Annotated in this window: 24 protein-coding genes; 17 read left to right on the top strand and 7 right to left on the bottom strand. The window is 67.1% G+C overall.

The window, feature by feature from the left end:
• Positions 1-47: 47 nt before the first annotated feature.
• The gene (locus AVMA1855_RS08390) at positions 48-1070 is read right to left on the bottom strand and encodes a c-type cytochrome (protein ID WP_284425357.1); all 1023 of its coding nucleotides are present in this window, start codon (positions 1068-1070) and stop codon (positions 48-50) included.
• Positions 1071-1447: 377 nt separating this feature from the next.
• Between AVMA1855_RS08390 and glyQ the strand changes: the two genes are divergently transcribed.
• From glyQ to AVMA1855_RS08360, 6 genes are all read left to right on the top strand, one after another.
• Positions 1448-2386: a glycine--tRNA ligase subunit alpha gene (gene glyQ / locus AVMA1855_RS08385; protein ID WP_284425356.1), complete on the top strand. Its 939-nt coding sequence runs from the start codon at positions 1448-1450 to the stop codon at positions 2384-2386.
• Between the two features lie 36 nt (positions 2387-2422).
• Positions 2423-4726: a glycine--tRNA ligase subunit beta gene (gene glyS / locus AVMA1855_RS08380; protein ID WP_284425355.1), complete on the top strand. Its 2304-nt coding sequence runs from the start codon at positions 2423-2425 to the stop codon at positions 4724-4726.
• Between the two features lie 58 nt (positions 4727-4784).
• Positions 4785-5381, top strand: a complete 597-nt coding sequence (gene gmhB / locus AVMA1855_RS08375) for a D-glycero-beta-D-manno-heptose 1,7-bisphosphate 7-phosphatase (protein ID WP_284425354.1) — start codon at positions 4785-4787, stop codon at positions 5379-5381.
• Between the two features lie 79 nt (positions 5382-5460).
• Entirely contained in the window at positions 5461-6207 is a 747-nt protein-coding gene (locus AVMA1855_RS08370) for a lysophospholipid acyltransferase family protein (protein WP_284425353.1), read from the top strand.
• Positions 6207-7211, top strand: a complete 1005-nt coding sequence (locus AVMA1855_RS08365; RefSeq protein ID WP_284425352.1) for a M48 family metallopeptidase — start codon at positions 6207-6209, stop codon at positions 7209-7211. The genes AVMA1855_RS08370 and AVMA1855_RS08365 overlap by 1 nt, the downstream gene beginning before the upstream one ends.
• Before the next feature lie 74 nt (positions 7212-7285).
• Positions 7286-7741, top strand: coding sequence for a rhodanese-like domain-containing protein (locus tag AVMA1855_RS08360; protein WP_284425351.1), 456 nt, complete (start codon positions 7286-7288; stop codon positions 7739-7741).
• Between the two features lie 10 nt (positions 7742-7751).
• Here AVMA1855_RS08360 and AVMA1855_RS08355 read toward each other — a convergent pair whose 3' ends face one another.
• Both AVMA1855_RS08355 and lysM read right to left on the bottom strand, forming a co-directional pair.
• Entirely contained in the window at positions 7752-9860 is a 2109-nt protein-coding gene (locus tag AVMA1855_RS08355) for an OmpA family protein (RefSeq protein ID WP_284425350.1), read from the bottom strand.
• 151 nt (positions 9861-10011) lie between these two features.
• Entirely contained in the window at positions 10012-10494 is a 483-nt protein-coding gene (gene lysM / locus AVMA1855_RS08350) for a peptidoglycan-binding protein LysM (RefSeq protein ID WP_284425349.1), read from the bottom strand.
• Between the two features lie 214 nt (positions 10495-10708).
• On the opposite strand from lysM, the gene AVMA1855_RS08345 reads away from it, so the two are divergent.
• On the top strand, positions 10709-11512 hold the full coding sequence (locus AVMA1855_RS08345) for a type III pantothenate kinase (protein WP_284425348.1): 804 nt from the start codon (positions 10709-10711) through the stop codon (positions 11510-11512).
• A 9-nt stretch (positions 11513-11521) separates the two neighbouring features.
• Here the strand turns inward: AVMA1855_RS08345 and AVMA1855_RS08340 are convergent, their stop codons facing one another.
• From AVMA1855_RS08340 to AVMA1855_RS08330, 3 genes are all read right to left on the bottom strand, one after another.
• On the bottom strand, positions 11522-12298 hold the full coding sequence (locus AVMA1855_RS08340) for a tetratricopeptide repeat protein (protein ID WP_272565187.1): 777 nt from the start codon (positions 12296-12298) through the stop codon (positions 11522-11524).
• A 33-nt stretch (positions 12299-12331) separates the two neighbouring features.
• Positions 12332-13000 carry a TetR/AcrR family transcriptional regulator gene (locus AVMA1855_RS08335; protein WP_272565186.1) on the bottom strand — a complete coding sequence of 223 codons (669 nt, stop codon included), beginning with the start codon at positions 12998-13000 and terminating at the stop codon, positions 12332-12334.
• Between the two features lie 150 nt (positions 13001-13150).
• Entirely contained in the window at positions 13151-13702 is a 552-nt protein-coding gene (locus tag AVMA1855_RS08330; protein WP_284425347.1) for a phasin family protein, read from the bottom strand.
• Positions 13703-13922: 220 nt separating this feature from the next.
• Between AVMA1855_RS08330 and rfbB the strand changes: the two genes are divergently transcribed.
• From rfbB to rfbC, 4 genes are all read left to right on the top strand, one after another.
• Complete coding sequence (gene rfbB, locus AVMA1855_RS08325) at positions 13923-15029, top strand: dTDP-glucose 4,6-dehydratase (RefSeq protein ID WP_284425346.1); 1107 nt, start codon at positions 13923-13925, stop codon at positions 15027-15029.
• On the top strand, positions 15026-15916 hold the full coding sequence (rfbD, locus tag AVMA1855_RS08320) for a dTDP-4-dehydrorhamnose reductase (protein WP_284425345.1): 891 nt from the start codon (positions 15026-15028) through the stop codon (positions 15914-15916). The genes rfbB and rfbD overlap by 4 nt, the downstream gene beginning before the upstream one ends.
• A gap of 24 nt (positions 15917-15940) precedes the next feature.
• Entirely contained in the window at positions 15941-16825 is an 885-nt protein-coding gene (gene rfbA, locus AVMA1855_RS08315; RefSeq protein WP_272565182.1) for a glucose-1-phosphate thymidylyltransferase RfbA, read from the top strand.
• A gap of 107 nt (positions 16826-16932) precedes the next feature.
• Complete coding sequence (gene rfbC / locus AVMA1855_RS08310; protein ID WP_284425344.1) at positions 16933-17478, top strand: dTDP-4-dehydrorhamnose 3,5-epimerase; 546 nt, start codon at positions 16933-16935, stop codon at positions 17476-17478.
• 48 nt (positions 17479-17526) lie between these two features.
• Here the strand turns inward: rfbC and AVMA1855_RS08305 are convergent, their stop codons facing one another.
• A complete protein-coding gene (locus tag AVMA1855_RS08305; protein ID WP_284425343.1) occupies positions 17527-19371 on the bottom strand; it encodes a hypothetical protein in 1845 nt (614 codons plus the stop codon).
• A 235-nt stretch (positions 19372-19606) separates the two neighbouring features.
• On the opposite strand from AVMA1855_RS08305, the gene AVMA1855_RS08300 reads away from it, so the two are divergent.
• The 6 genes from AVMA1855_RS08300 to AVMA1855_RS08275 are packed head-to-tail and all read left to right on the top strand — an operon-like array spanning position 19607 to position 24657.
• Positions 19607-21349: a GspE/PulE family protein gene (locus AVMA1855_RS08300; RefSeq protein ID WP_284413851.1), complete on the top strand. Its 1743-nt coding sequence runs from the start codon at positions 19607-19609 to the stop codon at positions 21347-21349.
• On the top strand, positions 21342-22616 hold the full coding sequence (locus AVMA1855_RS08295; RefSeq protein ID WP_284425342.1) for a type II secretion system F family protein: 1275 nt from the start codon (positions 21342-21344) through the stop codon (positions 22614-22616). Before AVMA1855_RS08300 ends, AVMA1855_RS08295 begins: the two co-directional genes overlap by 8 nt.
• A 28-nt stretch (positions 22617-22644) precedes the next feature.
• Complete coding sequence (gene gspG, locus AVMA1855_RS08290; protein WP_092745333.1) at positions 22645-23100, top strand: type II secretion system major pseudopilin GspG; 456 nt, start codon at positions 22645-22647, stop codon at positions 23098-23100.
• A 26-nt stretch (positions 23101-23126) separates the two neighbouring features.
• Complete coding sequence (locus tag AVMA1855_RS08285) at positions 23127-23573, top strand: GspH/FimT family pseudopilin (RefSeq protein ID WP_284425341.1); 447 nt, start codon at positions 23127-23129, stop codon at positions 23571-23573.
• Complete coding sequence (locus tag AVMA1855_RS08280) at positions 23570-23980, top strand: PulJ/GspJ family protein (protein WP_349817097.1); 411 nt, start codon at positions 23570-23572, stop codon at positions 23978-23980. Before AVMA1855_RS08285 ends, AVMA1855_RS08280 begins: the two co-directional genes overlap by 4 nt.
• Positions 23977-24657: a prepilin-type N-terminal cleavage/methylation domain-containing protein gene (locus AVMA1855_RS08275; RefSeq protein WP_284425340.1), complete on the top strand. Its 681-nt coding sequence runs from the start codon at positions 23977-23979 to the stop codon at positions 24655-24657. The genes AVMA1855_RS08280 and AVMA1855_RS08275 overlap by 4 nt, the downstream gene beginning before the upstream one ends.
• Positions 24658-24702 lie beyond the last annotated feature (45 nt).

The following is a 24702-nucleotide window of genomic DNA, read 5'->3' as shown; positions in this document are numbered from 1 at the left end:
CGCGATCTGGCGGCCGGGGCGCTTCCCCCGGCCCCTGACCCGTTGGCTCAGTAGTTTTCGTTGACGTTGCGAAACGGCCCGAACTTCGCCCGAAGGTACATCTGGGGTTGACCTGGAAAATGCTCCGGAATCGCAAAGCCTTGCGGACGCAGGGCAGGATCTGGGTAGAGGCGCGCGCGGTTGGGATTTTGCAGGCGCGGCATGGCATCGTCATTCAGAAACGCAGCGATGTCGAGGGCCTGACTTGGTGTGAGCCGAGGCCGGTCGTAGGTGGAACCCAGGGGCATGGAGGCCCGGATATAGCGCGCCAGGAGCGGGACGGCGAACATGTGGCCGGCGTTGTCATAGGTATCGGGGCCGGCGATGGGCGGAAACAGGTACCCGCCGCCGGTTTTGAAGTCAGGGCGCTGCTGGCCGCCCGCGTCCCCGCCATGGCATGCACTGCACTGGGCAGCGTAGAGTTTGGCCCCGCGCCGCGGATCGGCGGCCCGCGCGACGGCGGGCATGGGCAACAGCCCCGTGCGTTCCATGGCCGAATGCGGCGGGGTGTCGCGCGCCAGCCAGCGGAGATAGGCGACGATCGCCTTCAGTTCCGGGGTGTCCGGCGTGACCGGCACACTGCCCGGGCCGAACATGCCGATGATGCGCTGCTCCAGCGAGATGATCTTGCCCGACTTGGCGTCGAACTTCGGATAGTCGTTGACCGCATTCACCAGCGGCAGTGCGAAGGGCTTGGTGCCGGGCAGGCCGGATGCGCCTGCCTGATGGCATTGCACGCAATGGAGGTTGTTCCAGCCCATCCGTTTCGCGGCATCGGGCGCCAGTTTTCCGACCCGCGACGACGTGTTGCGCAGCAGATCGATGCCATCGCGTATCGCGTCGCCCTCGGGCCCGGACGGGATGCGCTTCTCGTCGGGCTCTTGCCAGGGCTGGGGTGGGCGGGCGGCATAGCGTGCCAGCAGCGCGCGCGCCTGCGGGGTGGTCAGGGCATCGCCCACCTGGTGGGGGGCAATATCGAAGGCGTGCGCGGACACCGCGAAGGCCGAAATGCTGAAGAAAAGTGCGCCCATCCGGGACATGCTGGTCTTACGAACGCGTTGCGCTGGCGCCGGCCGGATGCTCTGTACCGCATCCCGTCCGGCGGATCGCGCAAGCCTGGGGAGTTCGTCCTGTGTTTGTGTTTTGAAGAAAGAATGCAGGACTCCGCAGGCACTGGCGAATGCGCTCGAATTCCGCGCTGCGGATTCTGCCCATGGCGCCCGGGCACATGGGTTTCGTTTTGTAAGCCGGGCTTCTCCGGCCTCTGCGCGGCAAAGGGGATCGGCTTTCATGGGCCGGTTCCTCCAACCCTTAGAATCCGCAATTCCGCGCGCCGCGCTCCCATTCTCATGATCGCGCCCGGGTCAGGGCCCCAGGCCATCGAAGCCCCGAGCGCCAGGACACACGCATGTTGACCTTCCAGCAAATCATCCTGAAGCTGCAGTCGTACTGGGCCGAACAGGGCTGCGCGCTGCTGCAGCCCTACGACATGGAAGTGGGCGCCGGCACCTCGCACACCGCCACCTTCCTGCGCGCGCTGGGCCCCGAGCCCTGGAAGGCCGCCTACGTGCAGCCCAGCCGCCGCCCCAAGGACGGCCGCTACGGCGAGAACCCCAACCGCCTGCAGCACTACTACCAGTTCCAGGTCGTGCTCAAGCCCGCGCCGGCCAACATCCTGGAGCTGTACCTGGGGTCGCTGGAGGCCCTGGGCTTCGATCTCAAGAAGAACGACATCCGCTTCGTCGAGGACGACTGGGAGAACCCCACGCTCGGCGCCTGGGGCCTCGGCTGGGAGGTGTGGCTCAACGGCATGGAGGTGACGCAGTTCACCTACTTCCAGCAGGTCGGCGGCATCGACTGCAAGCCCGCCACCGGCGAGATCACCTACGGCCTGGAGCGCCTGGCGATGTACCTGCAGGGCGTGGACAACGTCTACAACCTGACCTGGACCGACGGCCTCTCCTACGGCGACGTGTACAAGCAGAACGAGGTGGAGCAGTCCACCTACAACTTCGAGCATTCCGACGCCGACTTCCTGTTCACCGCGTTCAGCGCGCACGAAAGCCAAGCCCAGCACCTGATGGAGCAGCAGCTCGCCCTGCCGGCCTACGAGCAGGTGCTGAAAGCCGCGCACAGCTTCAACCTGCTGGATGCGCGCGGCGCCATCAGCGTGACCGAGCGCGCGGCCTACATCGGCCGCATCCGCAACCTGGCCCGCGCCGTGGCCAAGAGCTACCTCGACAGCCGCGCGCGGCTGGGCTTTCCCATGGCGCCCCAGGAATGGGCCGCCGAAGTGCTGGCCGACCTGGCCCGCGCCGACCAGCAGCAACAGAAGAAGGCGGCCTGAGGCACGCACGCGCATCAGGAAGGAACACAGACCACCATGACCCATCCGAATCTTCTCGTTGAACTGTTCGTCGAAGAACTGCCCCCGAAGGCCCTGCAAAAGCTGGGCGACGCCTTTGCCGGCGTGCTGTTCGAGCAGCTGCAGGCTCAAGGCCTGGCCGCGCCGGGCTCGCGCCTGACGGCCTTCGCTTCGCCGCGCCGCCTGGCCGCGCACATCACCGAAGTGGCGCCGCAGGCCGCCGACAAGGCCGTCTCACAAAAGCTCATGCCCGTCGCCGTGGGGCTGGATGCCACCGGCAACGCCACGCCCGCGCTGCTCAAAAAGCTGGCCGCCCTGGGCGCCGACGCCTCGGCTGTGGCCGCGCTGCGCCGCGTACCGGACGGCAAGGCCGAGGTGCTGTTCCACGACAGCACCGTGCGCGGCGCCACGCTGTCCGAGGGCCTGCAGAAGGCCCTGCACGAATCCATCGCCAAACTGCCCATCCCGAAGGTGATGCGCTACCAGCTCGCCTCCGGCTGCGAGCAGCCCGGCTGGACCAGCGTGAGCTTCGTGCGCCCCGCGCACGGCCTGGTGGCCCTGCATGGCACCGAGGTGCTGCTGTCGGTGAAGGCACTGGGCCTGACCGCCGGCAACACCACGCACGGCCACCGCTTCGAGGCGGCCGTGGACCCGGTGGTCGTCACCAGTGCCGACAGCTACGCCCAGCAGCTGGCCGAGCAGGGCGCGGTGATCGCCAGCTTCGCCGAGCGCCGCGCCGAGATCGTGCGCCAGCTGCAGGCCGCGGCTGCGCGCGTGGGCGGCGGCGTGCGCCCCATCGAGGACGACGCCCTGCTCGACGAGGTGACCGCGCTGGTCGAGCGCCCCAACGTGCTCATCTGCGAGTTCGAAAAGGAGTTTCTCGATGTGCCGCAGGAGTGCCTGATCCTCACGATGAAGGCCAACCAGAAGTACTTCCCGCTGCTGCAGGCCGATGGCCGGCTGTCGCACCAATTTCTGGTGGTGAGCAACATCACGCCCGCCGATGCGAGCGCGGTGGTGCAGGGCAACGAGCGCGTGGTGCGCCCGCGCCTGGCCGACGCCAAGTTCTTCTTCGACAAGGACCGTCAGAAGAGACTTAGCTCCCGTGTCGAGGGCCTAAGTACAGTGGTTTATCACAGCCAATTAGGCATGCAGAGTGAGCGTGTAGCGCGTGTGCGCGCCATTGCACGAGAAATTGCATGCCTCATAAATCAAAAAACTGTGTCGAATGACGGCAGTTCCTCCCTGGAACAAGACATCGCCATGCGTGAGGCTGGGGTCGCGCTTGAAGTGAATGCGGACATCGCTGTTAAGTTATCTAAGGCAGACCTTCTGACCGACATGGTGGGTGAGTTTCCTGAATTACAGGGCACTATGGGTCGTTATTACGCGCTTCACGATAAGTTGCCCGTTGAAGTCGCTAATGCTATTGAAGATCACTACAAACCGCGGTTTTCCGGTGACGATTTGCCGCGTGAGAATATTGGTCTTGTCGTTGCTATGGCTGATAAGTTGGAAACGCTGATTGGCATGTTCAGTATCGGCAACCTGCCCACGGGCGATCGCGACCCGTTCGCGCTCCGCCGTCATGCACTTGGCGTAATCCGCATGCTTGTCGAGCGTGATTTGCCTCTGGATGTAGACGTTCTTTTGAATAAGTCCGCATTAGCGTTCAATGACGAGCGCATTCAGCGAGCCGTTTGGGACGCGCAGCAGGCAAAAGAGATTGAGGCGAAGAAGCAAGCAGGCCGGATTTTTGTTCATGCGTCTGGTTTTTCTCCCCGAGAATTCGACGCTGCAACAGTGTCTAACCTCACCGACTTCATGTACGACCGCCTCGCCGGCAGCCTGCGCGAGCAGGGCTACAGCGCGCAGGAAGTCGATGCCGTCATCGCCCTGCGCCCGCAGCGCCTGTCGCTGGTGCAAAAGCAGCTCGCCGCCGTGCGCGCCTTTGCCGAACTGCCCGAAAGCCCGGCCCTGGCCGCGGCCAACAAGCGCGTGGGCAACATCCTCAAGAAGGCCGAGGTGGCCGGGCCCGTGGACCCGCACGTCAACCCCGACCTGCTGCAGGAAGAGGCGGAAAAGAACCTCTACGCCGCGCTGCAGCGCTTCGTGCCCGAGGCCGATGCGCAGTTCGACGCGGGCGACTACACCGCCAGCCTGCAGACGCTGGCCGTGCTGCGCGCGCCGGTGGATGCGTTCTTTGACGACGTGATGGTCAACGCCGAGCAACTGGACCTGCGCCTGAACCGCCAGGGCCTGCTCAAGCGCCTGCACGTGGCCATGAACCGCGTGGCCGACCTGTCCCGGCTGGCGGCCTGAGGCAGGGTGCCGCGCTGGTGGTAGGCTGGCGCAGTCTTTCACCAGGCGCTCCCACACCATGAAAATCGCCATCCTCGACCGCGACGGCACGCTCAACCCATCGGGCGAGAGCTTCATCGCTTCGCCCGACGAGTGGACCCCGCTGCCCGGGGCGCTGGAGGCCGTGGCGCGGCTCAACCATGCCGGCTGGCATGTCGTCGTCGCCACCAACCAGCCCGGGCTGGGGCGCGGGCTGTTCGACGTGATGGCGCTCAACGCCATCCACGCCAAGCTGCACCGCAAGCTCGCGGCGGTGGGCGGTCGCATCGACGCCGTGTTCTATTGCCCGCACGCACCCGACGACCTGTGCGCCTGCCGCAAGCCGGCGCCGGGCCTGATGGAGCAGATCCGCGACCGCTACGGCGTGGAGGGCGACGAGGTGCTGGTGGCCGGCAACTGCGTGGAGCACCTGCGGGCCGGCGCGGCCATCGGTGCGCAGCTGCATCGGGTTGGTGCGGCCCAGGCCGTCGAAGCGACCCTGGTCGCCTCGGGCGATGCCCTGCTGCCCAGCCCCTGGCCCGAAGGCACGCAGTTCCATGCCAGCCTGGCCGACTTTGCCGACCACGTGGCCGCGCAATCCGCCGTGGCGGCGCCGGGCCTGAACATCGCCGTCTGATGTGCTATTAATTTAATAGCTGCAACGGCATATATTCCTAGGGCATGAGACCGAAAACACCCATTTTTTCCTGATTGCCATGGCCCTGATCCGCTCCATCGCCCACCTGCTCTGGATGGGCATCACCGTGGTGCCCTATACGCTGCTCATCCTGCTGGTGCGCCTGTTCGGCGCCAGCAGCCGCACGCGCTACCGCATCGCGCGGGCATGGCTCAAGCTCAGCACCGATGCGGCGCGCGTCATCATGGGCATCCGCACGCGCATCACGGGCATGGAGCACCTGCCCACCGACCCCGCGCAGGGCGTGGTGCTGCTGGTCAAGCACCAGTCCACCTACGAGACCTTCCTGATGCCGGCGATCATGCCGCGCCCCCTGGCCTACGTGTTCAAGAAAGAGCTGCTGTACGTGCCGTTCTTCGGCTGGTCGATCGGCAGCCTGGACATGATCCACATCGACCGCGGCCAGCGCGCCCGGGCCTTCGTGAAGGTGCTGCAGCAGGGCCGCGCGCTGCTGGCCAAGGGCACCTGGGTCATCATGTTCCCCGAAGGCACGCGCGTGGAGCGCGGGCGCAAGGGCCAGTACAAGAGCGGCGGCACGCGGCTGGCCATCGAGGCGGGCGTGCCCGTGGTTCCGATCGCCGTCACGTCGGCCAAGGTGTGGCCGCGCAAGGCCTTCATCAAGCGGCCGGGCACGGTGGACGTGTCCATCGGCCGCCCCATCCCGACCGAAGGCCGCAAGCCCGACGAGCTGATGCGCGAGGTCGAGGCCTGGATCGAATCCGAAATGCAGCGCCTCGACCCCGAGGCCTACGCGCCGGGCCGGTGATGCAGCGGCTGGTGCAGCTGGCGCTCGATCTGTTCGGCGGCGCGGCGCCGGCCGAGCCGCCGACTGCGCCTGCCTCCGCGCCCCGTGCCAGGAATCCCAGGCCGAATGCCGCGGATGCCGGCGGTTCGATTGCCGATAGTGCTATTAATTTAATAGTAAAAGAGGCTGCCAAGCCAACGCCAACGCCATCGCCCGCTCCACCGGTGGCGAAAGCGCCGCCCGTTCCCCTGGGCACGCTGCTCAGCCCCGCGATCTTCCGCCACCCCCGCGCGAGCCGCGAGGTGCTGCTGGGCGATGCCGTCGTGGCCTATGCACTGCAGCGGGCGCGGCGGCGCACCATCGGGTTCACGGTGGGGGCGGACGGCCTGGCGGTGCGCGCGCCGGGCTGGGTGTCGCTCGCGGCCGTGGATGCGGCGCTGCAGGAAAAATCCGCCTGGATCCTGCGCAAGCTGGGCGAGGCGCAGGACCGCCAGCAGCGCGTGGACGGCGCCCGCATCGCCTGGGGCGACGGCGCCGTGCTGCCGTACCTGGGCGAGCCGCTCACCGTGGTGCTGGACCCGACGCACGGCTTTCGCGGCACGGGCGGCGCGCTGGTCGAGGGGCCCGAGGGGCAGCGCCAGTTGCACATCGGCCTGCCCCGCGCCGCCTCGCCCGCGCAGGTGCGCGATGCGGTGCAGGCGTGGCTCATGCGCGATGCGCGCCAGCGCTTCACCGCGCGGCTGGACCACTTCGCGCCGCTGCTGGGCGTGCGCTGGAGCAGCCTGCGCCTGTCCAGCGCCCAGACGCGCTGGGGCAGCGCGCGCAGCGACGGCTCCATCCGCCTCAATTGGCGGCTGCTGCACTACCGCCCCGCGGTCATCGACTACGTGGTCGCCCACGAGCTGTCGCACCTGCGCGTGATGGACCACAGCCCGCGCTTTTGGGACACCGTGCGCAGCGTCGTGCCCGACTACGCCGACCTGCGCGGACGCCTGCGCGACGAGCCCGCGCCGCCCTGGGATTGACCGGCGGCCCAAGCCCCTGACGCCAGTGCTTGAACCCCGTGCGGCCCGCCGCCGGTGCTGACAGAATGCCCCGCATGACTTCCAACGCTTCTTCTTCCTCCTCGTTCTCCTCTTCTGCCTCGGACCGGCCGCAGCCGGCCGAGGGCTACGCGGGCGATGTGTCGCCGGAGCTGGCATGGCAGTGGGTGCAGTCGGGCCGGGCCGTGCTGGTGGACGTGCGCACGGATGCCGAGCGCGACTGGGTCGGCTTCGTGCCCGGAGCCGTGGCCGTGCCCTGGAAGCACTGGCCCGGCATGGCACCCAACCCCCAGTTCGACGCCGCCATCCAGGCCGCGGTGCCGCCGGACGGCCAGGCCGTGCTGCTGTGCCGCAGCGGCGTGCGCTCGGTAGCGGCGGCGCGCCGGGCCACGGAACTGGGGCTCACCGCGTACAACATCCTCGAAGGCTTCGAGGGCGATGCCGACGAGAACGCGCACCGCAACGTGAAGGGCGGCTGGCGCTTTCGCGGCCTGCCGTGGCGCCAGGGCTGAAGCAGCCGTTTCAGGACCGGGCTGGGCGGTCAGGAGGCATGCACGAGACGGCCGGCCCCTCTCCATCGACGGACGCGCGCTCGCCCTGTCTGAACAGTGCATGCTTTTCTTCGCCGTACAAAGACGGTTTGCGGGTGAAGATCAGGCGCACGGTCACCCGCCGGTTCCTCTCGTGGCATGCCGCGAGGTTCTCTGTGCGTCCTTCGTGGGGGCATGGTGTGGCCGATGGGTCTCGGGCTCCCTGGCCCAAAATCTCCAGCCGATAGGTTGCTTTCAACGGGGTGCTGCCCAGTGCTTTGCGGACCAGCGAATCCGCCACGCAAGTGGCCCGCCGTTCGGACAGCGCCTGGTTGCCGGCATCGGACAGCGGCATTGGGTCCGCGTGGCCGGTGACAAGGACCTTGTCGAGTTGCCAGGCGGTTTCGCCCGAACGGTCGGGTGAAGCGGGCGGGTACATGGTTTTCAGGACATCGGCGACCTCGCCCGTGAGTTCGTCCATCCGGTTCACGCTGGCGACCGAGTTCGAGCGGAAATAGAGGGGGTGTTCGATGTCGTGGCACCGCGCGAGCGCGTGGCGCACGATCTTCACCTCGTCGCTCTGAACCTCGATCGCGGTGCTTCTGTCCACGCCTTTTGCGCCTTGCGGCGCCGTCCCGATCCTCAGCAGCGATCGCGTGCCCATGCCATGCCACAGCGCATCCACCGGGGCCACAAGGGCCGCGCCGCCGGGTTCCGCGCAAAAGCTCAGGCGAATCCCCGCGTTGTCGGCTTGCGAGCGCACCAGGGCCAGCGCTGCGCCTTGCAGGCGCAGGGTCTGCTGCTCTGCGCGCAGGCCTAGGCTGCGGAAAATACCCGAACTGAGCTGGCCCTGGAGCTGGAAATCCACAACGAGCGTGAGTCCGTAGAGCACGAGCAGGACCAGGACGGAGAAATAGAGCTTCGACTCCAGCACATAGGCGCTTTGGATGGCCGGTAGCCCGGTGGGTTCTCCCGCGTGTTTCTGTGTTTCGCGGGGGGTGGGGTCAGGGGTTGGGGGAGGGGCTTCGCGCCTCGGCCGATGAAAGGCCATGGCGAGAAATGCCCCGAGCAATGAGACGAATGCGAAGGCGGCAAGCCAGAAGATCCAGATCGTGGCTGTGGTATCGGCGCGCGCCGGGGCGTGCTCGAATGGCCATGCTATCGCTGCGGCAAGCACCAACAGCACCAGCGCCGCACCGCCTGCCCAGCGCGCAAGCACCGGGATGTCTGTGCGGGGAGGGTGTTCGGTTTCATCATGCGTGTCTTTTTGCCGGGCAACGGGTGGGCGCGTCCAGATCGACATGAGCATCCATGCCAGCAAGCCTGCGACCCAGGGAACGATGAGGAGGTAGATTGCGTAATGCGGTCGCAGGGCGCTGAACCAAGGGAGGGCCAACAGTTCGATGAATCCATAACAGCACCCCAGGACGATCCAGTCGGAACCCTTCCGGATGCTTGTTGTTCCATTTTTCCAGGCGCACCATGCCATAAAATCCCCTGCCGCCAAGGCGACTGCGGCAGAAGCGATGAAGCACCATTGGATGGTGGAAGCAGAAGCCGCCGGCAGCAACTCGTAGAGGGTCCAAAGCATCAGAAACGAAGCAGCCTTGGCAAATGCGGGCCCAACAATCCAGAACACCGCATGGCTCTGCCGGTTTTCCTCTACCGCGTTCTTTCGCTCGGCGTCTTCAAAAATCATGAGCGGGATGAACGCTGTGCCTCCCAGCCCCAGCAGCACGAACGTCAACAGCCCGAATCCCAGCGCCACGAACACGAACAGCAGGTTGTCCCCCACCGACAGGCCCGAGGGGAAGAACTGGATGACCACGAAGCAATACAGAAACGTGGCCAGTACGCCGTAGCCCGCGGCAACGATGGGAATGGCGGTCTTCGCGGTGTCGATGTAGCCCGTCAGCCTTTTCGAGTGGCTCTCCAGCGCCTGCCGCCGCTCCTTCTCGCAAGTGGTCTTGCGAAGTTCCTCTGCGGCCAATTGGTTGGCGATCCGTGCCTCGCGCAGCCTGTCGATGGTCTCGGCCTGGGGCACGGAGGGCGCGGCCTCCTGGATGGCGGCACACAGCCACTTCCTGATGCGTGGAAACATGTCTTTCTCCCTGTCGTGTCGTTTTTATGCGGTTCTTGTGCGGACGGCTGGGCACGAATGTATCTGGGTGGCCTTGCGTTGGGAATTGCCATCTGGCACCGCCATAGAAAAAGGGCCCTTGAAGGGCCCTTGATCCGGATGCGCGCCGCTTTCAGAGCGGCGGAATGCGCAGCTTCTGGCCGGGGTAGATCTTGTCGGGGTGCGTCAGCATGGGCTGGTTGGCCTCGAAGATCTTGGGGTATTTGTTGGCATCGCCATAGAACTTCTTGGCGATGGCCGAGAGGGTGTCTCCGCGCACCACGTCGTGGTATTGCGCTTCGGGCTCGGGATTCGTGACGGACATCTGGTTGTCCACGCTGGTCACGCTGGCCACGTTGCCGCAGCACAGGGTCACCTTCTCCTTGGCGGCCTGCGTGGGCGCTTCGCCCTTCACGGTGACCTTGCCCTCGGGACCGGCGAACGCCACCTGCACGTTGCTCACGCCGAGGTTCTGCGAGGCGATGTAGGTCTCGATGGCCTTGCCCGCCTTGGCGTTCAGTTCGTCCTGCGTGGGGGCTGCCGCCGTTGCGGCCTGGGCCTCCTTGCCGCCGAACAGTTTTTCGCCGGCTTCCTTGATGAAGCTGAAAAGTCCCATGTGCTGGCTCCTTGGTATGGTCTGTGGATCGGATCGGCCACTGTAGCGCCATCGCCAGTCCGGCCTGTGTCGGACAGCCGCCCGAAGGGCCAGGCAGCTCCCGCGCGCGGTGCCGGGTGCCGCGATGGAAGTGCGCCGGCGCCGCAGAGTCCGCGCGTCGCGTGCGGGTAAACATGCGCGTCAAGGCGATTTGTAAAACTCGTGATAATCCCGCATGACTTTTCTGGCCATCGACGTCGGCAACACCCGCCTCAAATGGGCGATGTACGACGCTCCCCAGCCGGGCGCCGCAGTGCTCGCCCACGGCGCTGAATTCCTGGACAACATCGAGCGGCTGGCGGAAAGCTCGTGGGCCGGCTTGCCCGTGCCCGAGCGCATGCTGGGCTGCGTGGTGGCGGGCGACGCCGTGCGCCGCCGCGTCATGGAGCAGATGGAGCTGTGGGACGTGCTGCCGCAATGGGTGGTTTCGTCCGCGCAGGAGGCCGGCCTGGTCAATGGCTACGACCATCCGACGCGCCTGGGCTCGGACCGCTGGGTGGCCATGATCGGCGCGCGCCATCGCCTGCTGGCCCAAGGCCCGGCGCGGCCGCTGATCGTGGTGATGGTCGGCACGGCCGTGACGGTCGAGGCGATCGACGCGCAGGGCCGCTTCCTGGGCGGGCTGATCCTGCCCGGCCACGGGATCATGCTGAGGGCGCTCGAATCCGGCACGGCGGGCCTGCATGTGCCCACGGGCGAGGTGAGCCTGTTTCCCACCAACACGAGCGATGCGCTCACGAGCGGCGGCACCTACGCCATCGCCGGCGCGGTCGAGCGCATGGTGCAGCACATCACGCAGCACTGCGGCGAAGCGCCCGCCTGCATGATGACCGGCGGCGCAGGCTGGAAGATGGCGCCCAGCATGACCCGGCCGTTCGACCTGGTCGAGAACCTGATCTTCGACGGCCTGCTGGCCATCGCCGCGCAGCGCTTCGCAAAGACCGCCGCGGAGCGGGACGAGGGCCGGGACCGCCGCTGAAAGGCGGGGCTACCCTTCGGCCAGTTCCGTCTGGGCCAGCTCCACGCCCAGCCGCTCCAGCGCGTCGGCGGGCTGGGTGGTGGCGACTTCTTCATACAGGCGCGTGGCGTCGCCCATGCGCTGGTCGCCTTCCAGGATGAGCAGCGCGTTGGCGTATTCGATCTTGCCGATCACCGAGTCCGGGTTGATGGCGAAGGCCTCTTCGAAAAGCCGCAGGCTGCTGGCCTTGCGGGCTCCGTAGGTCATGCTGCCCACCATCTCGCCGACCTTGTCGATGATCTCGGCATGGAACACGGCCAGCGCCAGCCGCGCATCGGCATGGATGGGCGACAGCACGATGGCCTGCTCCAGCGTCTTGCGCACACGGCTGCCCAGGCCCTGCGCCATGGCCTTGGCCACGCTGATCCCCTGGCTGTAGCGGCCGATGGCGTAGGCATGCCAGAACCAGGCGCTGGGGTTGGTGGGTTCCGCCCGCATCTGCTCGCTGGCCCGCTCGGCGGCCTCGGTCAGCAGCGCCAGGCGCCGGTCCTCGTGCGGCTCCAGGTAGTTCGCATAGACGATGGTGGCCTTGTTGGCCACGGTGATGCCGGCACCGCCGGCCGCCAGCCCGGCGCGGGCGGCCTCCTCGAAGGCGCCGCGGTGAAAGAGCACCCAGGCGTCGAGCACGGCGGCATCGTCCGGACAGGGCTCGGCATCGCCCGCATGCAGGCGCTTCCATTGGCTGCGCACCGAAGCGGCGGTGAAGGGGTAGGCGTCGGAGTACGGGAAGGGCGTCCAGGGCTTCACGGTGCGTCTCCTCGGGGTGGGGTCGGATGGGTCTCAGGCGGCCAGGGCCTGGGTGCTGTAGGCGCCGCTCAGCGCCTGCAGGTGCTCGCGCTGGCTGTCTTCCAGGTAGGGCATGAGCAGGTCCAGCACATGGTGCGCGCCGCGCAGCAGGGCGCTCTGCGCGCTCTCGGGCTCCAGGGCGTGCCGTGGATCGCTCACGTATTCGAAGCTGAGCCAGTAGGTCAGCACCACCACCATGCTGGTGGCCATGGAGCCGGCATCGCGGGTGCCCAGGCGCAGCGCGCCCGTGCGCTCCATGCCGCCCAGCAGCGTGCGCAGGGCCTGGGTCTTGCGCCCGAGCAGGGTCTGGAAGTGGGTTTCCAGGCGGCGGTTGCGGGACAGCAGGTCGTTCAGGTCGCGGTACAGGAAGCGGTACTGCCAGATCAGCTCGAACAGCGTGTGCAGGAAGAACCAGGCGTCTTCGACGTCGCGCACACTGTCGGCCGCATCCAGCAGCTCGTTCAGTGCCGCCTCGTAGCGCGAGAACAGCACGTTGACCAGCTCGTCCTTGGCCGGGTAGTGGTAGTAGAGATTGCCCGGGCTGATGCCCAGCTCGGCGGAGATCGCGGTCGTCGACACGTTGGGTTCGCCAAAGCGGTTGAACAGCTCCAGCGTGGATTCCAGAATGCGCTCGGCAGTGCGGCGCGGCGCTTTTTTCACCATATCGGCGGCCTCCCGGTGCGTGGGTGGTTGTCTCTTTCACCCACTCTAACCGAGGTGGTCTGCCCGCACGGTGTTGCAGTGCATCATGCAAGGAATAGGCAATCCTTTGGAATGACCGCTCCTTGCGGGGCGGCCGCCCCGCCCGGGGTCTCAGTCGGCTGGCGGTTTGGGGGCCCGGGGGCGGGCCGCGGCGGCGGTCTTGCGGGCAGCCGTGGCGCGGCCGGTGGGCGGCTTGGCCGCGCCGCGCTTGGCGGCGGGGCGGGGGGCGGCCTGTGCCTGGGTGGCGGCCTCCAGTGCCCGGGTGAGCGCATCGATGCGCTCGTGCAGCGCCTGTACATCGCGCGCGGTGGGCACGCCCAGCCGGGCGAGCGCCTTGGCCACGCGGTCTTCGAAGATGGTTTCCAGCTTGTCCCACTGGCCCGCCGCGCGCGTGCCGAATTCGCTGGCCGCGCTGGTCATGCGTTCGGCCGCTTCGGACAGGCGCTCCTGGGCCGTGGACTGGCCCTTGCGCTGCATGGCCGCGCCTTCCTTGACCAGCGCCTCGAACACCTTGCTGCCTTCCTGCTGCGCCTTGGCGAACGCGCCCAGGCCCGCCTGCCAGATCTGCTGCGCGGAGTCGCGCGCCTTGCTGCCGTAGAACGGGCCACCGCCGGCCGGGTCGGCGTCGTCCGGTGCGTCGGGGTTTTTGGTGGATCGGGGCATGGATGGCTTTCCTTGGGGCAAGTGGTGCAACGGCGCCGCGCGGGCCGGGTGGTTTGCGGCGGCATCGGCTCGAGACTTTACGTGCGCGGCGCGCGCTGTGGGTAGTGTGCGCCCCCTAAACGGCGCGGCGGGCCCGCTGCGGCTCGTAACAGGGCCCCGGCACGCGATGGGATAATCCGCCGCTTTGACACAGCGGCGCCTTCGCGCGACCCCCCATCCCATGATTCTTGTCACCGGCGGCGCAGGCTTCATCGGCGCCAACTTCGTTCTGGACTGGCTGGCTTCGGGCGACGAGCCCGTGGTCAACCTGGACAAGCTCACCTACGCAGGCAACCTGCAGAACCTGGCGAGCGCGCAGGGCGACCCCCGGCATGTCTTCGTGCAGGGCGACATCGGCGACACGGCCCTGCTGACCAGGCTGCTGGCCGAGCACAAGCCCCGCGCCATCGTCAACTTCGCCGCCGAGTCGCATGTGGACCGCTCCATCCACGGGCCGGAGGACTTCATCCAGACCAACGTGGTCGGCACCTTCCGCCTGCTGGAGGCCGCACGGCACCACTGGCTGGCGTTGCCGGAGGGCGAGAAGGCCGCGTTCCGCTTCCTGCACGTGTCCACCGACGAGGTGTACGGCACGCTGTCGGCCAGCGATCCGGCCTTCGCCGAAACGGATGCCTACGAGCCCAACAGCCCGTATTCGGCCAGCAAGGCCGCGAGCGACCACTTGGTGCGCGCCTGGCACCACACCTACGGCCTGCCGGTGCTCACCACCAACTGCAGCAACAACTACGGGCCGTACCACTTCCCGGAAAAGCTGATCCCGCTGATGATCGTGAACGCCCTGGCGGGCAAGCCGCTGCCGGTTTACGGCGACGGCATGCAGATCCGCGACTGGCTCTACGTCAAGGACCACTGCAGCGCCATCCGCCGCGTGCTGCAGGGCGGCGCTCTGGGCGAAACCTACAACGTGGGCGGCTGGAACGAAAAGCCCAACATCGAGATCGTGCGCACGGTGTGCACCCTGCTCGACGAACTGCGCCCGCGCGCCGACGGCCAGAGCTACGCCGCGCAGATCCACTACGTGCAGGACCGCCCGGGGCACGACCGGCGCTATGCCATCGACGCCCGCAAGATCGAGCGCGAACTGGGCTGGAAGCCCGCCGAAACTTTCGAGACGGGCATCCGCAAGACGGTGCAGTGGTACCTCGAAAACCCCGAGTGGGTGGCGGCCGTGACCAGCGGCGCCTACCGCGAATGGGTGCAGACGCAGTACCAGGCCGTGCCCGGCGCAGCGGCTGCGGCACCGAACGCCGTGGTGGCCAGCGCATGAACATCCTGCTTTTCGGCAAGGGCGGCCAGGTCGGCTGGGAGCTGCAGCGCAGCCTGTCGGTGCTGGGCACCGTGACGGCGCTGGACCACGACAGCACCGACCATTGCGGCAACTTCTCCGATCCCGCCGGCATCGTGGACACCGTGCGCGCGCTGCGCCCGGACGTCATCGTGAATGCGGCCGCCCACACGGCCGTGGACAAGGCCGAGAGCGAGCCGGAGTTCGCACGCACGCTCAACGCCACCACGCCGGGCGTCCTGGCCGAGGAGGCCGCGCGCAGCGGGGCCTGGCTGGTGCATTACAGCACCGACTATGTCTTCGACGGTAGCGGCGACCGCCCCTGGGTGGAGACCGACACGCCGGCGCCGCTGTCCGCCTATGGCCGCACCAAGCTCGAGGGCGAGCGGCTCATCCAGCAGAGCGGGGCCCGCCACCTCATCCTGCGCACCAGCTGGGTCTACGCCGCCCGCGGCGGCAACTTCGCCAAGACCATGCTGCGCCTGGCCCAGGAGCGCGAGCGCCTGACGGTCATCGACGACCAGTGGGGCGCCCCCACCGGCGCCGACCTGATCGCCGACGTCACGGCGCATGCCCTGCGCCACCTGGAGCGGCGCCCCGAGGATGCCGGGCTCTACCACCTGGTGGCCGGGGGCGAGACCAACTGGCATGCCTATGCAAAATACGTGCTGGCGCAATCGGTACTAGGGGGTAATGCTATAAAAATAGTAGCTAACGACGTGGCAGCCGTGCCGACGAGCGCGTTTCCCACGCCGGCCGTGCGCCCGCACAATTCGCGGCTCGACACCCGCCGGCTGCAATCCACCTTCGGCCTCGTTCTGCCGCATTGGCAGGCGGGCGTCTCGCGCATGCTGGCCGAAATCCTTTAGCACCCAGGGCAGAGAGAGCACCACATGACCGCACGCAAGGGCATCATCCTCGCCGGAGGTTCGGGCACCCGCCTGCACCCGGCCACGCTCGCCATCAGCAAGCAATTGCTGCCGGTGTACGACAAACCCATGATCTATTACCCGCTCAGCACGCTGATGCTGGCGGGCATCCGGGAGATCTTGGTCATCAGCACGCCCCAGGACACCCCGCGCTTCGAGCAGTTGCTCGGCGACGGCAGCCAGTGGGGCATTCAATTGCGCTACGCCGTGCAGCCCAGCCCCGATGGGCTGGCCCAGGCGTTTCTCATCGGCGAGGAATTCCTGGCGGGCAGCCCGAGCGCTTTGGTGCTGGGCGACAACATCTTCCACGGGCACGATTTCGAGGACCTGCTGCGCAGCGCGCTGCAGCGCGAGGAGGGGGCCAGCGTCTTCGCCTACCACGTGCAGGACCCCGAGCGCTACGGCGTGGCCGAGTTCGATGCCCGCGGCAAGGTGCTGTCCATCGAGGAAAAGCCCAAGGCCCCGAAGTCCAGCTATGCCGTGACGGGCCTGTACTTCTACGACGCGCAGGTGGTGGAACTGGCCAAGCGCCTGAAGCCGTCCGCCCGGGGCGAACTCGAAATCACCGACCTGAACCGGCTCTACCTGGAGCAGGACGCGCTGCACGTCGAGATCATGGGCCGGGGCTATGCCTGGCTCGACACCGGCACGCATGAAAGCCTGCTGGAAGCCGGGCAGTTCATCGCGACACTGGAGCACCGGCAGGGCCTGAAGATCGCCTGCCCCGAGGAAATCGCCTGGCGCAACGGCTTCATTGACGATGCCCAGCTGGCCCGGCTGGCGCAGCCCCTGGCCAAGAACGGCTACGGCCAGTACCTGCAGCGGCTGCTTCGGGAGCCGCGCGAGTAACGCGACGGCGGCAACGGGCCTGGCGCTGCTGCGCCAGGCTGTGGTTGTCCGCGGCGTCCATCCCTTCTGCCGGTTTTCTTCTTCCTTTCGTTGTTGGCAATTCCTCCATGAACGTCATTCCCACCCGCCTGCCCGATGTCGTCGTTCTCGAACCCAAGGTGTTCGGCGATGCCCGCGGCTTTTTCTTCGAGAGCTTCAACCAGCGTGCCTTCGACGAGGCCACCGGCACGCGCCATGCGTTCGTGCAGGACAACCACAGCCGCAGCGCCCGCGGCGTGCTGCGGGGCCTGCATTACCAGTTGCGCCAGCCCCAGGGCAAGCTCGTGCGCGTGGTGCGCGGCACGGTGTTCGACGTGGCGGTGGACCTGCGCAAGAGTTCGCCCACGTTCGGCCAATGGACGGGCGAAGAACTGAGCGAGGAAAACCAGCGCCAGATGTGGGTGCCGCCCGGCTTCGGCCATGGCTTCGTGGTGCTCAGCGAGAGCGCGGATTTCCTCTACAAGACCACCGACTACTACGCCCCCGAGCATGAGCGCTGCATCGCCTGGAACGATCCCGCCCTGGCGATCGACTGGCGCTTCGACGGAGAGCCCAGCCTGTCCGCCAAGGACATGAAGGGCCTGCCGCTCCACCAGGCCGAGGTGTTTGACTGACTGACGCCCGCGGCGGGCTGTCCAGGGCAGGGCCCGGTCCGCAGCGGCTCACGGGCCCTTGGGCGCCAGCGTCTGCTGCGTGGCCCGGTACAGGTGGTCGGAGCCGAACTTCGGGTTGTCCGGATCGAACGAGAACATGTTGTGGCCCCGGGGCACCAGCGCGCCATGCCAGCGCGGCTCGGCGAAGAACGAGAGAAAGTCCGCCCCCCGCCCTGCATGGGCATCGAACACGCGCTGCAGGGCGGCCGCGTCCATCGCCTTCAGGGGATGGAACTCGGTGATGCCGTAGCGGGTGTGGCCGCTGCGGTCCAGCCAGTCGAAGTAGGAATGCCCGTAGGTCGGCTCGCCGTACAGGCTCACGCCCAGCCGGATGGAGCCCAGCGGCCGCAGCGATGCCTGGATCGCGAACTTGTTCTCGTCCCAGCCCGGGTTCGTGAACGGCACGATCTGGTGGGTGTAGCGGGGCACGTCCGCCAGGCAAGAGCGTGCCACCTCGCCATCGAAATACCGCAGGTAGTCGACCACCTGCTTCGCGCGAAAGGCATGCCACAGCGGCACGAGCGGGTTGTAGTAGTACGAGGACGCGTCCCGCGGCGTGTCGATTTGCGCCTGCACGCCGGGCCCGGCAGGCGTGCTGGCCGGCAGCGCTGCCTGGGGCTGCGGCTGCGGCGTGCTCTGCTGCCGGTCCATGATGGCCACGTCGCGGCGGCCCAGGTGGGTGAGGGCGCCCGGCCGCGTTTCCAGGAAGATGTCCAGCCGGTGCACCCCGGCCGGCAGGCGCCGGAAGTCCAGGTCCATGCGCCAGCCGGTGTTGGCATCGCCGAACTCCGGCTTGGCCGCCAGCACGTCCTGTCGCCCGAGCCGCACGGCGGTCTTGCCGGCCAGGTGGCCGTTGCGGTAGATGTGGATCCAGGCGGGGTGTTCCGGGGGGGCGCCTTCCACATGCGCCCAGCCCGAGATGGGCAGGCTGCCCTGCGCGAACGCATCGATGTGCTCGGTGTAGCGGCGCAGCGGCTCAGTGCGGATATCGCGGGACGGAGGCTCCACCTCGGAGAACGCGGCGTAGTCGCCGCCCACGGCGCGGTTGAGCGCCTCGATAGAGCCGAACTCGGCCTGCAGGTGGCGGCGGAAGCCTTCGACCGAGGCTGCGCTGTAGTCGGTCACCCGGTAGTCGCCATCGAAGCCCATGCCCGCCTGAAAATTGGGAAACAGGTGGTGCAGTTCCCCCAGCAGCGTGATGCCCCGGATCTTGGCGCGGTCCTGCGCCGGCAGCTGGCAGGCCGCGTCCAGCACGGCCTGCATGGCCTGGGCGCGCCGCTGCGTCAGGGTGTTGCGGGTGGTGGCGAACGTCCAGTTGAAGACTTTGGAGTCGTAATAGTCGTCGGTGCCCAATGCGCCATCCCGGGTGTGGCCCATGTTGGCCGGGTCGGCGGCCAGCGCGGCCTCGATCGGGGCCTCCGCCGAGAAATGCGTGGAGAACAGGTAGAGGATCGCCGGCCGGGGCGTGTCGCGCAACGTGCGCACCAGGCGCCCCACTTTCTCTTCGTCGATGCGCCAGTCCCCGTCCGCCGTCTGGTGGAAAAGACGCAGCAGCGGCACGGGCAGGGTGTAGCCTAGGGCTTCGCGGGGCGATGGCGGCGCTGTGGGCTGCAGCGTTTTCAGCGTGGATTCGATGAGCGCTGCGGCCGAGCCCTGCGGGCCCTGGCAGCGTTCGGCCAGGTCCTGCATCGCGGCCGGCAGGGTTTCGGGCGAGAGCACGCAGGGCTCGATGACACTGACCATCGGGGCCAACAGCAGGCGATCCGCGCGGGGCAGGTGCGCAGGCGCATGCTGCTGGAGCAGCGCCAGGCCGCCCGCGCCGGCCAGAAGAACACCCAGGGCCGCGAGGGCCATGGAAACGTGCAGGGCAGTCCGTCGGGGAGGGTTTTGCATGGGCGGGGCGGGCAGTCGCATCAATTGATCGGGGGGAGGCCCGCGACTTTAAGCGAAGGCCCGGCTGGCCCGCGGGGTGTGCGAAGGCCATGGCTTTGGCGGGAGTGGGCTCCACGCCGTCGCGGCTACACTTGGGCCCCATTGCGCGCGCCCGAGGGCGCGCAACGCCACTCGCGGCGAGCCATCCCACACCTCCATGACGACGAATACCCTTCCCGACCGCATCGAACCGCTGGCAGACGCGACGCCCGCGCCGCGTCCTCCGCTGGGAGAGCTGCTTGTCCAGTCGGGCAAGCTGAGCGCCCGCGACCTGGAGCGTGCGCTCTCCGCGCAGCAGGAAATGGGCGGACTGCTGGGCCGCGTGCTGGTGCGGCTGGGACTGGTGTCCGAGCTGGACGTGATCCAGTCGCTGTCGCGCCAGCTGGGGATATCCATCGTGCCGGCCGGCGAGTTTCCCGAACTCATGCCCGAGGTCGAAGGGCTGCTGCCGGAATTCCTGCACGCCAACAGCGTGTATCCGCTGCAGGTCAGCGAAGGCCGCATGCACGTGGCGATGGCCGTCCCGCAGGATGCGTTCGTCGTCAAGGCGCTGCATCTGGCCACGGGCCATGTGATCGTTCCGCACCTGGCGCTGGACAGCGACATCGAGAAAGCCCTGTCCGAGCCCGTGGTGGAGCAGGGGGCCGAAGACGACGAGGCCGACGACGGATTCGGCGATGGTTCCGATGGCGGCGACTTCGTCGAGCATCTGAAGGACCTGGCCAGCGAAGCGCCGGTCATCCGCCTGGTGAACGCCATCATCGGCCGCGTGATCGATCTGCGCGCCTCGGACATCCACCTGGAGCCGTTCGACGACGGCCTGCACGTGCGCTACCGGGTGGACGGCGTGATCCATGCGGGCGAACTGGTGCCGCCGCGCCTGAGCGCCGCCGTGAACTCGCGCGTCAAGCTGCTGGCCCACCTGGACATCGCGGAGCGCCGCCTGCCGCAGGACGGCCGCATCAAGACGCGCGTCAAGGGCCGCGAGCTTGATCTGCGGGTGTCCACCGTGCCCACCGTGCACGGCGAAAGCGTGGTGATGCGGGTGCTGGACCGGGCGAGCGTGCGCCTGCAGCTGGAAACCATGGGTTTCGAGAAGGACACGCTGGAGCGGTTCAACAGCCTGCTCGCACGGCCCCACGGCATCTTGCTGGTCACCGGCCCGACGGGTTCGGGCAAGACGACCACGCTGTATGCGGCTTTGTCGAAGATCGATGCGGGGGCCAACAAGATCATCACGGTGGAAGACCCGGTCGAGTACCAGCTGGAAGGCATCAACCAGATCCAGGTGCATCCGCAGATCAACCTGACCTTCGCCAACGCGCTGCGCTCCATCCTGCGCCAGGACCCCGACATCATCATGATCGGCGAAATGCGCGACGGCGAAACCGCCCAGATCGCCGTGCAATCGGCGCTCACGGGGCACTTGGTGCTCTCCACCCTGCACACGAACACGGCGGCCGGCGCCGTGATCCGGATGAAGGACATGGGCGTGGAGGGCTACCTGATCACCTCCGCCGTCAACGGCGTGCTGGCCCAGCGCCTGGTGCGCACGCTGTGCGGCCAGTGCAAGGAGCCTTTCGAGCCGGGCGAGGACGTGCGCCAGAGCACCGGGCTGGCGCGCTTCAGCGGCGTCGGCCAGGCCATCTACCGGGCCGTGGGGTGCGAGCACTGCCGAGGCTCCGGTTACCGGGGCCGGACCGGCATCCATGAACTGTTCGTGCTGGACGAGCCCATGCGCCGCGCCATCATCGAAGGCCGCGATGCCAACGCGCTCAACGCGCTGGCGGCGCAGGGCGGCATGCTCAACCTGTACGAGGACGGGCTGCGCAAGGTGGCCGCCGGCATGACCACGCTCGACGAACTCGCCCGCGTGACGCAGGACCAAGCCGATGCCTGATTACGTCTGGCGGGCGGCCGCCGCCTCGGGCAAGGTGGCCGAGGGCCGGCTCACGGCCATCAACGAAGCCCAGGCGCTCAAGCAGCTGAGGGCGCAGGGCCTCACGCCATTGACCATCAGCGACTCGATCGGTGCTTCGGCCGGCGCGGGCGCCAGCAGTGCCATGGGCACCGCCTCCGCCAACGAGGCCATCGGGGCCGCCGCCGTGCCCAAGGGGCGCAGCGGCAAGGGGCCGGTCAAGGCGGCCGATGTGCTTGCGCTCACCTCCGAGCTGTCCATCATGCTGCGGGCCGGGCTGGCATTGGACAACGCGTTGCGCGTGCTCATCGACATGAGCTACAAGCCCAGCATGGCCGAGCTGCTGCAAGGCATTCTGGATGCGGTCAAGGGCGGCACGCCGCTCAGCCGCGCCTTGTCGCAGCACCGCGAACTGTTCGGCGATTTCTACATCAACATGATCCGCTCGGGCGAGGCCAGCGGCCAGATGTCGTCGGTGCTGGAGCGGCTCGTGGAGCACATGGAACGGCAGCGCGCGCTGCGCGACAGCGTCATCTCCGCCACGATCTACCCGGCGATTCTGCTGGGCGTGGCCGTGCTGTCGCTCATCGCCATGCTGGGTTTCGTGGTGCCGCAGTTCGAAAAACTGTTCACCGACATGGGCGATGCACTCCCGATGCCGACCCAGATCGTCATGGCGCTGGGCCACGCCTTCACGCGCTATGGCCTTTTCATCGGCATCGTGGCGTTGGGCCTGGGCCTGATGGTGCGCCGCTGGGCGACCTCCCCCGCCGGTCGCCAATGGTGGCAGGCGCGGCTGCTGAAGCTGCCGCTCATGGGCCGCCTGGCGCTGAAGTACCAGCTCACGTTGTTCTCGCGCTCCCTGGGCACCCTGCTCGGCAATGGCGTGCCCATGCTGACGGCCCTGCACATCGCGACCGAAACCGTCAGCAACACGGTCTTGCAGCAGGCCCTGTCCCGTGTCGCGCCCATCGTGAAAGAAGGGGGCAAAGTGGTCCAGGCCGTTTCCGCGACGGGCATCTTCGAACCGTTGGCGATCAACCTGATCCGGGTGGGCGAGGAAACCGGCCGCATCGGTCAGATGATGCTCGAGCTGTCCAATATATTGAACCGGGAAGTCGAAACCGGTATCAAACGCCTTCTCACGCTGGTGGAGCCGGTTCTCATTCTGGTGCTGGGTATTTTGATTGCCGCCATCATTGTTTCCATCCTTCTCGGGATCCTGTCCATCAATGACCTCGCCGTATAATTTTTGTTTGTCCAAGGAGTCCTCTTCCATGGCGCATTCCCGTGCTGGCCGCTCCTGTGGCACCCCTATGCAACGCAAATCCGCCCGCGGCTTCACCCTCATCGAACTGTTGGTCGTTCTGGCCATCCTGACGCTGCTGGCAGGCCTCGTCGGCCCCCGTGTGCTGAACCAACTGGGTGGCGCCAAGGCCAAGACGGCCGGCGTGCAGATCGCCGACCTGGACAAGTCGCTCGAGTTGTTCAAGCTCGACGTAGGCCGCTACCCTTCGACCGAAGAAGGCCTGGAGGCGCTGGTCAAGCGCCCCGGCTCCGTGAACGGCTGGACAGGCCCTTACCTCAAGGGCGGCGTGCCTTCGGACCCTTGGGGCCATCCTTACCGCTATGCCAACCCGGGCCCGAACGGCGGCATCGAGATCCTGTCGCTCGGCTCCGATGGCGCCCCTGGCGGTGAAGGCGAAGCGGCCGACATCCGCAACACGCCCTGATCGCCTGCATCCCCAGGCGTCCTGCCATGCGGCGCGAGCGCGGCTTTACGCTGGTCGAGTTGCTGGTCGTGTTCGCGATCCTGGCGCTCGTGATCGGCCTCGCACCGCTGGCCTTCGATCGGCTGCGAGACTCGGCGCAGTACCGTGACACGGTCCGCACGATGATCAGCCAAATGCGAGCCGCGCGCTTTACCGCCATGGCGGAAGGACGCGAGGTCCGGTTCTCTGTGGACTTGAAGAATCGCATGTACGGCAACGACCTCGCCTTGAAGCCGTTACCTGAACCCCTGCAGTTGCGCGCCATCGTTGCTGGTACGGAGTTGAATGCACAGAGCCAAGCAGCGATCCGGTTTCTCCCTGCCGGTGGGGCGACGGGGGGGAGTATTGAGATCTTGCGAGCTCCTGGGGTCGGAACTCGATTGCGAGTGGATTGGCTGTCCGGGCGGGTGACCCAAGAGGCCCTAACCCAATGATGCAGCGTAGGCACCGCCACCAGCGAGGACTTACCTTGCTGGAGTTGCTGGTGGCTTTCGCCATCATGGCCCTTTCGCTGGGTATGCTTTATCGCGCCATGGGAGGCAGTGCCCGCAATGTCGCGGACGTGGATCGCTACCAGCGTGCAGTGGTTCTGGCAGAGTCGCTGCTCTCCCTGCGGGATGCCATACCAGAACAAGGCTTGAATCAATCGGGAGAGTCTGCTGGCTATCAATGGCGCCTGACCACCGCGCCTTACGCCACGGAGTTCAATGGGCCGGCCATCCCTCCGCTGCATGAAGTCAACATCATGATCTCATGGTCGGATGGCGTGCGTTTGCGCAGTTTTGAACTCAACACATTGCGGCCTCAACGAAAACCCCCTGAGCCGGGACGGGCACGATGAGACTGATGCAGCGCGGGTTTTCCGGAGCATTTCGCCAACGCGGCTTTACGCTGGTGGAACTGCTTGTGGTCATTACTTTGTTGTCCTTGGTGATGCTGGCGTTGGGTTCTGCTTTGCGCACGACGGCGCAGACTGAGGAGCGTGTGGATCGCCGGGTGCTGCAAACCGACGAATTGAGGGTCGCAAATGGCTTTCTGCGCTCGGTTCTCGGGCGGATATCCCTGCAGAAACGGGCAGCGGTCATTTCCGTCGGAGAGAGCCCTTATTTCTTCGTGGGCCTCCCCGACGAAATGGCGTGGGTCGGCATCATGCCCGCCCGTTACGGTTTGGGGGGGCGCTACCATTTTCGACTGGGAGTGGTAGACCAACCGGCTGGACGTGCGCTGGTTCTGCGGTATTTGCCATGGATCGAAGGAGGCGTGCTGCCAGACTGGAGCCAGGCCGCAAGCTACGTGCTGGTGGATGATGTGACCGGCTTCGCATTGCGTTACGAAGATCCCAATGAAGAGCCGCCTGTCTGGGGCGCGCCATGGACCATCGTGGACCGGACTCCTCAGCGAGTGTCGATGGCAATCGCGACGTCGTCCTCCGCGTGGCCAGACATCGTTATTCCGTTGCGGGTATTGCCCTCTAGCGACCCTGCCAGCAATGGTGCCACTTTTGGAGGCAGCAACTGATGAGCCGGTGTGGGGGGGGTAACTCTCGTGAGAAGACGCAATCTG

The sequence above is a fragment of the Acidovorax sp. SUPP1855 genome, assembly GCF_030158955.1.
GTDB lineage: Bacteria > Pseudomonadota > Gammaproteobacteria > Burkholderiales > Burkholderiaceae_C > Paracidovorax.
The sequence above is the reverse complement of the archived record's forward strand: the minus strand, read 5'-3'. Positions and strand labels throughout refer to the sequence as shown.